The 12343-nt window shown below is 63.3% G+C and carries 14 protein-coding genes; 6 read left to right on the forward strand and 8 right to left on the reverse strand.

Going from position 1 to position 12343, the window contains the following annotated elements; translation table 11 throughout:
* Window positions 1-178 precede the first annotated feature (178 nt).
* Window positions 179-1393 (forward strand): NADP-dependent isocitrate dehydrogenase, encoded by a 1215-nt coding sequence (locus tag BLR85_RS00380; RefSeq protein WP_093147197.1) that lies wholly within the window; start codon window positions 179-181, stop codon window positions 1391-1393.
* Window positions 1394-1589: 196 nt separating this feature from the next.
* On the opposite strand, the gene BLR85_RS00385 is transcribed toward BLR85_RS00380, so the two are convergent.
* On the reverse strand, window positions 1590-2906 hold the full coding sequence (locus BLR85_RS00385) for a serine hydroxymethyltransferase (RefSeq protein WP_093147200.1): 1317 nt from the start codon (window positions 2904-2906) through the stop codon (window positions 1590-1592).
* A gap of 99 nt (window positions 2907-3005) precedes the next feature.
* On the opposite strand from BLR85_RS00385, the gene BLR85_RS00390 reads away from it, so the two are divergent.
* Entirely contained in the window at window positions 3006-3350 is a 345-nt protein-coding gene (locus BLR85_RS00390) for a LysR family transcriptional regulator (protein WP_093147203.1), read from the forward strand.
* Here the strand turns inward: BLR85_RS00390 and BLR85_RS00395 are convergent.
* Complete coding sequence (locus BLR85_RS00395; protein WP_093147206.1) at window positions 3345-4127, reverse strand: class II glutamine amidotransferase; 783 nt, start codon at window positions 4125-4127, stop codon at window positions 3345-3347. The genes BLR85_RS00390 and BLR85_RS00395 overlap by 6 nt on opposite strands.
* 205 nt (window positions 4128-4332) lie before the next feature.
* On the opposite strand from BLR85_RS00395, the gene BLR85_RS00400 reads away from it, so the two are divergent.
* Window positions 4333-4959, forward strand: coding sequence for a YitT family protein (locus tag BLR85_RS00400; RefSeq protein ID WP_093147846.1), 627 nt, complete (start codon window positions 4333-4335; stop codon window positions 4957-4959).
* A 13-nt stretch (window positions 4960-4972) separates the two neighbouring features.
* Complete coding sequence (locus BLR85_RS00405) at window positions 4973-5308, forward strand: DMT family transporter (RefSeq protein ID WP_093147208.1); 336 nt, start codon at window positions 4973-4975, stop codon at window positions 5306-5308.
* Here the strand turns inward: BLR85_RS00405 and BLR85_RS00410 are convergent.
* The 5 genes from BLR85_RS00410 to BLR85_RS00425 form a co-directional block, all read right to left on the reverse strand.
* Window positions 5305-5889: an HNH endonuclease gene (locus BLR85_RS00410; RefSeq protein ID WP_093147211.1), complete on the reverse strand. Its 585-nt coding sequence runs from the start codon at window positions 5887-5889 to the stop codon at window positions 5305-5307. The two genes, BLR85_RS00405 and BLR85_RS00410, sit on opposite strands and share 4 nt — an antisense overlap.
* 272 nt (window positions 5890-6161) lie before the next feature.
* Window positions 6162-6347 (reverse strand): hypothetical protein, encoded by a 186-nt coding sequence (locus BLR85_RS00415; RefSeq protein ID WP_093147213.1) that lies wholly within the window; start codon window positions 6345-6347, stop codon window positions 6162-6164.
* A 98-nt stretch (window positions 6348-6445) separates the two neighbouring features.
* The gene (locus tag BLR85_RS00420) at window positions 6446-7117 is read right to left on the reverse strand and encodes an alpha/beta hydrolase (RefSeq protein ID WP_093147215.1); all 672 of its coding nucleotides are present in this window, start codon (window positions 7115-7117) and stop codon (window positions 6446-6448) included.
* A 233-nt stretch (window positions 7118-7350) separates the two neighbouring features.
* Window positions 7351-7488 (reverse strand): hypothetical protein, encoded by a 138-nt coding sequence (locus BLR85_RS28960; RefSeq protein WP_170844405.1) that lies wholly within the window; start codon window positions 7486-7488, stop codon window positions 7351-7353.
* 123 nt (window positions 7489-7611) lie between these two features.
* Complete coding sequence (locus BLR85_RS00425) at window positions 7612-9429, reverse strand: ABCB family ABC transporter ATP-binding protein/permease (protein ID WP_093147218.1); 1818 nt, start codon at window positions 9427-9429, stop codon at window positions 7612-7614.
* A gap of 264 nt (window positions 9430-9693) precedes the next feature.
* Here BLR85_RS00425 and BLR85_RS00430 point away from each other — a divergent pair, with 264 nt between their 5' ends.
* Together BLR85_RS00430 and BLR85_RS00435 are read left to right on the forward strand one after the other, a co-directional pair.
* Window positions 9694-10770 (forward strand): ABC transporter ATP-binding protein, encoded by a 1077-nt coding sequence (locus tag BLR85_RS00430; RefSeq protein WP_244520563.1) that lies wholly within the window; start codon window positions 9694-9696, stop codon window positions 10768-10770.
* A gap of 83 nt (window positions 10771-10853) precedes the next feature.
* Window positions 10854-11096, forward strand: coding sequence for a hypothetical protein (locus tag BLR85_RS00435; protein WP_093147221.1), 243 nt, complete (start codon window positions 10854-10856; stop codon window positions 11094-11096).
* 42 nt (window positions 11097-11138) lie between these two features.
* On the opposite strand, the gene BLR85_RS00440 is transcribed toward BLR85_RS00435, so the two are convergent.
* Window positions 11139-12341 carry a DegT/DnrJ/EryC1/StrS family aminotransferase gene (locus BLR85_RS00440; protein ID WP_093147223.1) on the reverse strand — a complete coding sequence of 401 codons (1203 nt, stop codon included), beginning with the start codon at window positions 12339-12341 and terminating at the stop codon, window positions 11139-11141.
* Window positions 12342-12343 lie beyond the last annotated feature (2 nt).

Consider the following 12343-nt stretch of genomic DNA (forward strand, 5'->3'; position numbering starts at 1 on the left):
TTCGTGTGTCGGCAGCCGAACCGCGGGCGCTAACAGTTCTCAGACCGCCAAAAACATGCGCAAGCCTCGGCAAAAGGGTAGGAAATTTTCGGTATACATTCGCATACTGGCTTCCTGTACGGGTCATTCTGCGTTATCAGGCTGCAGAGACTCACCTCCCGTCGCGAAAGGCGCAGCCATGACCAATATCAAGGTGGACAATCCCATCGTGGAGATGGACGGCGATGAAATGACCCGGATCATCTGGGATTTCATCAAGCAGAAACTCATCCTTCCCTATCTCGATATCGACCTTCTCTATTACGACCTCGGCATCGAGGAGCGGGACCGCACCGAAGACCAGATCACCATCGACGCGGCCGAGAAGACCAAGGAAGTGGGCGTCGCGGTAAAATGCGCCACGATCACCCCGGACGAGGCCCGCGTCGAGGAATTCGGGCTGAAGAAGATGTGGCGTTCGCCCAACGGTACGATCCGCAACATCCTCGGCGGGGTCGTCTTCCGCCAGCCGATCATCTGCCGCAACGTGCCGCGCCTCGTGCCGGGCTGGACGCGCCCGATCGTGATCGGCCGCCATGCGTTTGGCGACCAGTACAAGGCGACCGATTTCAAATTCCCCGGCGCTGGCAAGCTGACGATGAAATTTGTCGGCGACGATGGCACCGTGATCGAGGAAGAGGTCTATCAGGCCCCCTCCTCCGGCGTTTTCATGGGCATGTACAACCTTGACGCGTCGATCCGGGATTTTGCCCGCGCCTCGTTCAACTATGGTCTGAAGATGGGCTGGCCGGTTTATCTGTCGACCAAGAACACGATCCTCAAGCAATATGACGGCCGGTTCCTGGAGCTCTTCCAGGAGATCTTCGATGCCGAGTTCGCCGACAGGTTCAAGAAGGCCAAGATCTGGTACGAGCATCGCCTGATCGACGACATGGTCGCCTGTGCCATTAAGTGGAATGGCGGTTTCGTCTGGGCTTGCAAGAACTACGATGGCGACGTGCAGTCCGACACCGTGGCGCAGGGCTTCGGCTCGCTCGGGCTGATGGCCTCGCAGTTGATGACGCCGGATGGCAAGATCGTGGAGGCCGAGGCCGCGCATGGAACGGTCACCCGTCACTATCGCCAGCATCAGAACGGCCAACAGACCTCGACCAACTCCACCGCCTCGATCTTTGCCTGGACGGGCGGTTTGCATCACCGCGCCAAGCTCGACGGGAACGTGGCGCTGGCCTCCTTCGCCTCGACGCTGGAGCGAGTGGTCGTGGAAACCATCGAGGCCGGTCACATGACCAAGGACCTTGCGCTGCTGGTTGGCCCAGACCAGGGCTGGCACACGACGACGGGCTTTCTCGAGAAGATCGACGAGAACCTCAACAAGGCGCTGGCGCTCTGAGGGTTTGGGCAGAGAAAAAGACATGGGCCGCAGCTGTTCGCTGCGGCCTTTTCTATTGAGCAAGGCCCGGACGGTCGCTCCATATCTCGGTCAAGAAGGGGGGCGTTGCCCCCCGCGCTCCTTCGAGCGCTCCCCCCAGGATATTTGGAGAAAGATGATGGGGGAGGTTGTCTTCGGAGTGGCGGAGTTCCGGTGCCTACTGGCGGATGAAGTTCAGGCGATCGAAACCGGACCGCCGCGCGGCCACGCGCGGGGCGAGGTCTTCAGGACGGTTGGAGCATAGCGCCTCGGCAATCAGGACTGCGAGCTCTTCCATATCCGCCGCCCCCATTCCCCAGCGGACAAGCTCGGGCGTTCCAATGCGCAGGCCGTTCATGTCACCATCGACCGGGGGAATTGGCAGGCCGATCCCACAGGCGAGGAAACCCGATTTGCGAAGGGTTTTCGACGCGGCCTGTCCGCCGCCAAAAGCGGCGGCCTCCAGCGCGAATTGATGCGAGCGGGTGAAGCCCTGCTCGGCAGCGAAGACCGGGAGCCCTTCGGCGGCGAGGGCTGCGGCAAGCGCGCGGGAGGTTTCGATCATCTCCCAGGCATAGGCTTCGCCGAAATCCACCCAATCGAGCATGCTCACGGCCAGTGCCGCGGATTTGGACGCGTCGAAATTCGCCGTCATGCCGGGAAACGCGATGGCGTCGAAGCGCTCGGCCAGATCGGCCTCGTTGGTCACGATCAGGCCTGACGGTGGACCGCCAAGGCTTTTATAGGTGCTCATAGTCATGAAATGCGCGCCTTGGGCCAGCGGGTTTTGCCATTGTTTGCCGGCTATGATGCCGCATTGATGCGCAGCGTCGAACATCAGTTTCGCCCCCACTTCGTCCGCGATCGCGCGGGTTTCGGCCACGGGATGTTCGAAAAGGTTGAGGCTGCCGCCGAGCGTGATCAGTACCGGGCGCAGATCGCGCGCCAAGGCAGCGAGTGACTCGACATCGACCGTGTAGCCATCGGCCCGCACCGGCGCCTCGACAGTGTTCAAGCCATAGAGCCCCGCGCAGCCCGCCGCGTGGTGTGTGACGTGGCCGCCAATGCTGCCCGGCGGCGCGATGATCGTATCGCCCGGTTTGCAGGTTGCCATGAAGCCGTAGAGATTGGCAATGGCGCCGGACGGCACCCGGATCTCGGCATATTTTGCCTCGAAAACCTGCGCGCAGAGCTCGGCGGCAATAACCTCGATCTCTTCGATCGCTTCCAGCCCCATCTCGTACTTGTCGCCTGGCCAGCCTAGCGAGGGGCGCGTTCCGATCCCGCTGGCCAGCATCGCCTCCGCGCGCGGGTTCATGACATTGGTAGCGGGGTTAAGGTTGAAGCAATCGCGTTCGTGGATCTGGCGGTTTTCATCGACCAGCCGTATCAGGCGCGCCTCCGTCTCGGCGGGCGTTGCGGCGGCTGTGCGCCCGGCAATCTCGGCGGTGCGGGCTTCGCAATGGGCGGGGACCCAGGGGCGGTGGGCGAGCATGGGCGATCTCCTGTGAGTTGACCCGAGAATGCGCGCGCCGGATTGAGGCCGCAAACCAGTTTTTCCAATTTCCGGGGGTAGAAATTCCAAGGCGTCTTAATGCCCGTCGTTCCTCCCCGACCGAGAGGTCCGCACCTGGCAGCGCTCCTCGCCTTCAAAACCGATGCTGCGGCCGACGAGCTTTGTGCACCCACTGGCGCGTTTTCGCGGCAGATCCGCGCGCTGGAGGACTCGGCCGGGACCGCGCTGTTCGAAAGCCAGAGCCGGCTGGCGCGATTGAACGATCCTGCAGATCGTGCCTCCGGCGGGGATATTTCGGGAAAGATGATGAATGTGTTTTGGCGCTCGTCGTTTGTCGGCGACCAATCCGGGGCGAGCGCCGAAAAGCAACCTGAAGCCTGCTTGGCGAGTCACTGGTATCGAAATGTCTCCGTAGAGTTATGAGACCGGCCGGAACGCGATAGCCTCGCAGGCCCCGTCGCGACCGAACCGGACAACGCGTCCCGCCGGAACTTCGTTCCATCCCTCCTCATCAACCTCCAGAGGTTCGGAAACGACGGCAAAGCCACCGCGTGTTTCCGAGTAGCGATAAAACAGGGTTGGCGCGGTCTCGTCCGACGAGTAGCGCACCGCGAAAAGAGACTGCCCATCGCTATAGGCTGCCGAAAAACGCATATGCGGCCCCACGCCAAATTCTCGCGACAGCGCTTCCAGACTCCCCACGGCGCGCTCCATCGGAGCGACCGGATCCTCGTCCAGCCCTTCGGCAAGCGCGACCAGGAACAGGATCTCGCTGTCGGTCGCGCCCTTGCGATGACCATAGAGCGCGTCGGGCACCATCATGTCGGCGCGCTTGCGAAACCCCTCGAACCCGCCAACCTGGCCGTTATGCATGAAGGACCAGCGCCCCACGGTGAAAGGATGGCAATTGTTCCGGCTGGTCGCCGTGCCGGTCGAGGCGCGCACATGGGCCAGGAACAGCCCCGAACGGACCTGCTCGCAGATCGCGCGCAGGTTGGGATCCGACCAGGCGGGATAGATATCGCGGTAGAGCCCGGGTTCGGGGCGCGCGTCATACCAGGCCAGCCCGAAACCGTCGCCATTGGTCTGGGTCGGGCATTTGGCGGCCTCAAGACTTTGCGTCACCAGCGAATGGCCCGGACGGCTGACCACCTCTTCCAGAAAGATCGGCGGCCCCGCATAAGCAGCCCAACGGCACATTTGCACTCTCTCCCGTCCAGTTGCCGGCACATCCCCAGCATCCTCCAGATACAGCGCACCGGTGACAAAGACAGTGCGTCACACCGGCCTGTTTTTTCCTGGTGCCAATATTATCGGGGGGCGCAGATTGCCCTCCTCGCGCCGGACCGCCCGCGAGTCGATTTCCGTTCTGGACCTCGCCGGACGGATTTGCCATCTGCCCTGCATGAGCAACGCCCAATCCGCCCCCCGCGACGACACCCTCCGCCACACCAAGCTGGAGGACCTGCAAGGCCTCTCCATAGGGGTCTTCTTCTGCGCGCTCGGATTGCAGTTCCTGACCCATCTGGGCTTCCTCACCGGACAGACCGCCGGCATGGCCGTGATCATTTCCTACCTCACGGGCTGGCCCTTCGGCGCGGTCTTCTTCGTCATCAACCTGCCCTTCTACTGGATTGCCTATACCCGCATGGGAGCGGATTTCACCCTGCGCTCGCTGGCTTGCGTCACCGCGCTCTCGGTACTCTCCGAATGGTTGCCCGGCCACATGATGCTGGCCGAGATATCCCCCGCGCTCGGCATGGTGATCTTCGGCACGCTGGTGGGCGCGGGGCTGCTGATCCTCTTCCGCCACAAGGGCAGCCTGGGCGGGCTCGGCGTGACGGCGTTGCTGATCCAGGATCGCTTCGGCTTCCGGGCGGGCTATGTGCAGCTCCTTTTCGACGCGGCCCTATTCGGCGTCGCCGCCTTCCTCTTCCCGGCACAGGTCGTGCTCTATTCGCTCCTGGGCGCCGTGGTGCTCAATTTCGTGATAGCGTTCAACCACCGGCGCGACCGTTACGTCGCGACTTGAGAGGAACCGCCCGTTGCCCAGCCATATCTTCGCCCTGATCGGCGCCATCATTGCCGAGGTAATCGGCACATCTGCCCTTCAGGCAAGCCAGCAATTCACGCGCCTGGGCCCATCGATCGTCGTGGTGCTGGGATACGGCGTTGCATTCTACCTGCTGGCCTTCGCATTGAAATCCTTGCCGGTCGGCGTGGCCTACGCGGTCTGGTCCGGGCTCGGCATCGTTCTCATCAGCCTGGTCGGCCTGGTCGTTTTCGGACAGAAGCTGGATCTGCCGGCCATTATCGGCATCGGTCTGATCATCGCCGGCGTGGCGATCCTCCAGCTCTTCTCAGGCAGCGCCCATCACTAGGCGTCCAGCTCCGCATCCCAGTAAAGGAAATCGAGCCAGGACTTATGCAGGTGATTGGGGGGAAATTTCCGCCCCGTATTGCGCAACTCCTCCGAACTTGGCCGGCGCGGCGGCTTGATCAGGCTCATCTTGGCCTGCCGGAGCGACTTGGATCCCTTGCGCAGGTTGCAACAGGAACAGGCGGCCACGACGTTTTCCCAGCTGGTGATCCCGCCACGCGCCCGCGGCACCACGTGGTCAAAGGTCAGGTCTCCCGTGGTCCCGCAATACTGGCAGCGAAATTCGTCCCTCAGAAAAAGATTGAAGCGCGTGAAAGCCACGCGCTTCTGCGGTCGGACAAAATCCTTGAGAACCACAACCGACGGTATTCGGATCTCCGTCGAGGGGGAGCGCACAACCTCGTCATATTCGGCGACGATGTCCACCCGTTCCAGCCAGGCCGCCTTGATCGCTTCCTGCCAGGGCCAGAGTGACAGCGGGTAATAGGAAAGCGGGCGGTAATCCGCATTCAGCACCAATGCGGGATAGTGCTTGAGGTTATTAGGTTCGCGTACGAACTGGGTCCTGAAATTGCCGTCCATGTTGAATGACTCCGCCCTCGCCCTGACTGCTCGCTGTTTCGGCTCAGGGCGGGACGACCCGCCCCGACATTTGTGACAACTATATGTGGCGTTTCTCGCCTGACAACCCCCGCGATACGGTGGCCGCCAGCTATTGGCTAACGAATAGGCGTTACAGGAATGTGACGGCGACCGACAAGGCGACGGCGGATGGCGGGATTCACCGGCCAATTCCCGTCGCTGCGCCAAAAAACCATATCAAAAATAATGGTTTCAGTCCCGGAGCGTCCGTTTCAGCCCTTGTCGGGAGGATCGGTCAGCAGGTTGATCAGTGTCGCGCCAAGGATCCAGATTGCGAATGCACAAAAAATGGCCACCGCCGGCGAATAGAGATGGCCAACAAAGCCGCCCAACGCGGCGACCACGCCGGCCGCGCCATTCACCCCCTGCAATTCCCGTCGCTTGGATTTCAGATCCATCGCCCTGTTCCTCCTCTGGCCCCGACTCTAACGGAGAACCCGGGCGCGGGCCTTGACCCGGATCACACCGCGACAAGGCAGGTCGTCGGGTTCGTGCTTCAGTCTTCCTCCAGGCCGAGCTGCACCCGCAGGAAACCCACAGCCTGCCCCAGCCCATCGGGCGCGATGCCGTGCCCGGTGCCCTTCATGACGAAGGCATAGGTCTCGAACCCGGCGGCAACGAGCGTATCCGCCGCTTCCTTGAGCGAGGCAAAGGGCACCATGTCGTCCTGGTCGCCATGCAGCAACAGGACCGGCATCTTCACCTTGGCTTCTTCGGCAAGCGTATCGGGCTCGATGAGCCGCCCGGAAAAGCCCACCAGCGCCCCGATCGCCGCGTCCCTGCGTGGCGCGACATGCAGCGACATCATCGTGCCTTGCGAGAAACCAACCAGCGCGAGCCGGTCCGGCGTCAGCCCCTCTTCGGCCAGCACCTTGTCGAGAAAGGCGTTCAGATCCTCGACCGAGGCGGCCATGGAAGTTTTCGCGTCCTCCTCCCTGGAGCCGTCGAGCCAGGGGATCGGGAACCATTGATAGCCGAAGGGATTGCCCACACATTTCTCCGGCGCATTCGGCGAATAGAAGGCGGTGTCGGGAAGATGCGGAGCCAGCGGATCTGCGAGGCCCAGAAGGTCCGCCCCGTCCGCGCCGTAGCCGTGGACAAAGACGACAACCTGTTTTGCCGCGCCCTTCGCGACGCCCTTGCGATCCGATTTCAGTTCCCGTGCCATGCCTGCGCTCCTCGTCGAAATTCAGGCGCATGGGTGACAGGCAAGGCGCGCGGGGTCCAGTGGAAATCCCGGATCATGGGCGCAAAATTCGGGCGTGGGTTCGGAAAGACCGGTCGGGTGGCGATTGAATGTTTCGGGGCGCTCTACGTAGCCGGAGGCACCGTTCGGGCGCCTGCGGTCGTCAGCGGCACTGTCCCTGGACCAGCAGGGACGGAAAGAAACGGCTCAGCCGTTCACAGGACGGACAGCAGCAGGACGGCGCCGAGCACGCTGAGGGCGACGGCCATGGCGAGGCTGACCAGAACTTCCATCTCGCTGTGAACGTTAATTCCGGGATGGTGACGGGTGGTGTGCGGGGTACGATGCTCCATGTTTTCTCCTTCGGGTTTCACCCCGCGAGGCATCACACCCCTCGGGGCAATCCTGATATGGGAAAGCACTACAGTTCATTCATGTCACGGAACTGGGGGACAGCCCGCCAGGTGGCGCGGGGTTCAGGCTGCGTCCGCGCCGCTTTCGGCCGCGCGCTGGACCGCCCACATGCCGGCATAGCGGTCGTGCTGTTCGAGCAGTTCCGCATGTGTTCCCCGCTCGATCACCCGGCCGGACTCCAGCACGATGATCTGGTCGGCCTCGACGACCGTGGACAGGCGGTGGGCGATCATGATCACGGTCCGCCCCTGCCCCATTCGGGCGAGGGAGGCCTGAATCTCCTGCTCGGTGCGCGTGTCCAGCGCCGAGGTCGCCTCGTCCAGAAGCAGGATCGGCGGGTTCTTGAGGATCGTGCGGGCAATGCCCACCCGCTGCTTCTCGCCGCCGGAGAGCTTGAGCCCCCGCTCGCCCACCAGCGTGTCATAGCCCTTGGGAAGCGATTGCACGAAGCCGTGGATCTCGGCGGCACGGGCGGCCTCCTCCACCTCCTCGCGGCTGGCTTCCGGACGCCCGTAGGCGATGTTGTAATAGATCGAGTCGTTGAAGAGCACGGTGTCCTGCGGCACGACACCGATGGCGCAATGCAGCGAGTGCTGGGTGACGTCACGCACATCCTGCCCGTCGATCCTGAGCGCGCCGCTCTCCACGTCGTAAAAGCGGAAAAGCAGCCGGCCGATGGTGGATTTGCCAGAACCGGTCGGCCCGACGATGGCAAGGCTCTGCCCGGCCTGCACGGTCACCGACAGCCCGTTCAGGATCGGCCGCTCCGGCTCATAAGCGAAATGGACATCATCGAACACGACCTCCCCGCCGGAGACCTTCAACGCCTTGGCGTCAGGCGCGTCGACAACCTCGGCGGGCTGCTCCAACAGGTCGAACATCTCGCCCATATCGACGAGGCTCTGGCGGATCTCGCGATAGACCGTTCCAAGGAAGTTGAGCGGCGAGATGATCTGCAGCATGTAGGCGTTCACCATGACGAAATCGCCGACGGTAAAGGTTCCGTCGGCAACGCCGATCGCCGCCATGATCATCACGCCCACCAGACCGGCATTGATGATCAGCCCCTGGCCGAAATTGATCAGCGCCAGCGAATAGGCGGTCTTGAGCGCGGCGGTCTCATACCCTTCCATGGCCTGGTCGTAGCGCGCGGCCTCGCGCCCGTCGGCGCCGAAATACTTCACCGTTTCGAAGTTCAGCAGCGAGTCGATAGCGCGCTGGTTGGCCTCGTTATCCTGCTCGTTCATCTGCCGGCGGATGCGCACGCGCCACTCGGTGATGGCAAAGGTGAACCAGACATAGAGCGCGATGGTCACCACGAGCACGGCGAGGAATCGCCAGTCGAAAAGCACGACAAGCACGCCACAGACCAGCGCCAGTTCCAGTATCAGCGGCCCGATGGAAAAGAGCAGGAAGCGCAGCAGGAAAGAGACGCCCTTGACCCCACGCTCCATTACCCGGCTGAGCGCACCGGTCTTGCGGCTGATGTGATAGCGCAACGAGAGCGCGTGGATATGGCGGAAGGTCCTGAGCGCCAACTTGCGCAGCGCTCCCTGGCTGACACTGGCGAAAATGACATCGCGCAATTGCTGGAATCCGACCGAGAGCAGCCGGACCATGCCATAGGCCACGGTCAGCCCGATCGCGCCCAGCCCCAGCACGGTCGCGGCATCGGGCGCGTCGCCCGCCAGCGCGTCCACGGCCTGCTTGTAGAAAAGCGGCGTCGCCACGGCGATGAACTTGGCCAGCACCAGGACCGACATGGCGCCAACCACGCGCACCTTCACCTCTCTCTCGCCTGGCGGCCAGAGATAGGGCGCGACATCCCTGAGCACCTTGAGGCCCCGGCGCCGCTCCTGCTGGGTGATTGAATCGCTCATGAACCCGCCTTGTCAAAACTGCAGGCCACCCTAGATCCTGCCAGCGCCAAAGGCCAGACAGGGACCGTGCCCGCCACAAGGCGGGCGGGAAGCTCCCGTTTCGGGCGGGTCGCTCATGCAACATCCATGGCGCGCAATCGCCCCTTTCTTCCTCGGAACTGGATTGCCCATCGCCGGATGGCATCCCCCTGCGGAAGGCCTTGCCCCGCCGGAACACCGCTGCTAGGGCTTCTCATACCCGACGAAAACAATCACCAAAGAACCTTGCCCACTCAACCTCGCCTCGAAATCCATGCCATTTCGCGCCGCTTCGACGGGCGCGACGTCGTCACCGACGTCTCGCTCCAGGTCGCGCCCGGACAGGTAACCTGCCTGCTCGGGCCCTCGGGCTGTGGCAAGTCGACGACGCTGCGCATTGTCGCCGGGGTCGACCGGCAGAGCAGCGGGAACATTTCCGTCGAAGGCAGGGTGGTCTCGGATGACCGCATCCACATGCCGCCCGAACATCGCGGCATCGGCCTGATGTTCCAGGATTTCGCGCTGTTTCCACATCTCAGCGTCGCCCAGAACGTGGCCTTCGGCCTCGATGGCGGCTACCGCGCGAACCGCAAGCGGGTGGAGGAACTGCTGGAGCGGGTGGACCTCTCGGAGTTTCTCGACACCTATCCACATCAGCTTTCGGGGGGCGAGCAACAACGCGTCGCACTGGCCCGCGCACTGGCCCCGCGCCCGGCGATCATGCTGATGGACGAACCGTTCTCCGGCCTCGACAACCGCTTGCGCGACGATATCCGCGACCGCACGCTGGAACTTCTGAAGGAAGAGAACACCTCTGTCCTGCTGGTCACGCACGAGCCGGACGAGGCGATGCGGATGGCCGACGAGATCGCGCTCATGCGCGCGGGCCGCGTCGTGCAGCGCGGCGCGCCCTACCATATCTACAACAACCCGGTGGACCGCGCGGCCGCCGGCTTTTTCTCCGACATCAACATCGTGCGCGGCTTCTCGCGCGGAGCGCTGACCGAAACGCCCTTCGGGCAGTTCCTGACCCCGGGCCATGCCGATGGTGCGCCGGTGGAGATCGTCATCCGGCCACAGCATCTGCGGATCGATTTCGACCGCAAGGGGCGTGGCCCGAACCCCACCGCCAGCGATGGCGCCGCCGCGCGCGGCGTCGTGGAGCGCGCCCGCTTCATCGGGCGCGAAAGCCTCGTGGAATTCCGGATGGACCATGACGGCACGATCCTGAAGGCCACGGTACCGGCGGTCTTCCTGCCCAAACCCGGCACGCCGCTCTGGCTCACCCTGCGCCGGGATCGCTGTTTTGTCTTTCCGGCCTGACCGGACAGATTGGAATTTATCCCGCAGATATTATCTAAAGAACGCAATCTGGTTGCCGAAAACCGAATTGCAGGAGAATTGCCATGAAGAAGATCATACTGTTTCTCGCGGCGCTCACTGTCGCCACAGGCGCAAACGCGCTGTCGAACATGGAGAAGACCGCAATCGACACGATGCGCAGAAATGGCGCTTCGGATGCGTGCATTGCAAAGATGACGCGCGGCGATGCCACTTTCATTTACTCCACGATGAACGACGGTGACACGTCCCCAGGTAACAAGAACCGCCGGATCAAGGACAAGACCAACCAGATCTGCGCCCGCTGAGGCCGGCCAGACCGGACAGGCCCTCGCCCGCCAAGGCTGATTTCAGAGCCCCCCGGCAGGCGGCCCGAGCGCCGTGACCTCTTCGCCGATGATGCGCGCGATCAGGGCGCAATCCTCCAGATCGAATGTCAGCGGAAGCCGCATGTCCATGGTCGCAGCCAGCACCCGGTCCGTCCGGGCCATCCGCTCCGAAGGCGCATAACGCCAGTGATCGTAGCGGGAGGTAAAGGCGACCGGTTCCTCCGCGCCAAACCATTTCAGCTCCACACCACGCACCGCACAGCGCTTTAGCAAGACGTGGATCGTCTCGGCGGGCCAGTCCAATAGCAGAAACTGGATCGACGAGCCCACGAAGGCCTCCGCCTGCACCCGCTCCACCAGCGTCACGCTCGGCACGTCGCGCAGCCCCTGCTCGACGCATCTGTAGCGCGCGTTCCAGGCCTCGATCCGCTCGGCCAGCCCGGTCAGCTGCGGCCGCAGGATCGCCGCGCGCAAATTGTCCATCCGGCCCGAGATATTGGGCACGTCCATCCGTACCTGCTCGAACACCTCCGCCGGCGGGCCGGCCAGGTGACGACCGTAGAGCATGTAGCTCCCCGAGAGCAGGATCGCGCGGGCCATCATCTCGGCATCATCCGACACCAGCAGCCCGCCCTCGCCGGAATTCATGTGCTTGTAGGTCTGGGTCGAGTAGCAGCCGATCACACCGTGCCGCCCGGAGGGAACCCCGGTCCAACTGGCCCCCATCGTGTGGGCACAATCTTCGATCACGATCATGCCCGCCGCATCCGCGATCTCCATCAGCCGGTCCATGTCGCAGATATGGCCGCGCATATGGCTGAGCAGAAGCACCCGCGCCTCGCCCGCCTTTGCCGCCAGATCGTCAAGGTCGATCTTCAGTCCCTCGGTGACCTCGACGAAAACCGGCCTCGCGCCCACGGAAGCAATCGCACCCGGCACGGGCGCCAGCGTGAAGGCATTGGTCAGAACCGGCTCGCCCGCTTCAACACCCACCGCCCGCAGGGCCGTGGCCAGCGCATAGCCGCCCGAGGCGACGGCCAAACAGTAACGCGCGCCGGTGAAGGCGGCGAATTCCTGTTCCAGAAGCGCGGTTTGCCCGGCCTCCCCTTCGGCCACGTTATAGCGGTGCAGCCGCCCGTGCCGCATGACCTCCACAGCCGCCGCGATCGCCTCTTCGGGGATCGGCTCCTGCTGGGTGAAATTTCCGTTGAACCTGTCTGTCATGT

Source organism: Aliiruegeria lutimaris, from assembly GCF_900099935.1.
GTDB classification, from domain to species: Bacteria; Pseudomonadota; Alphaproteobacteria; order Rhodobacterales; family Rhodobacteraceae; genus Tropicimonas; species Tropicimonas lutimaris.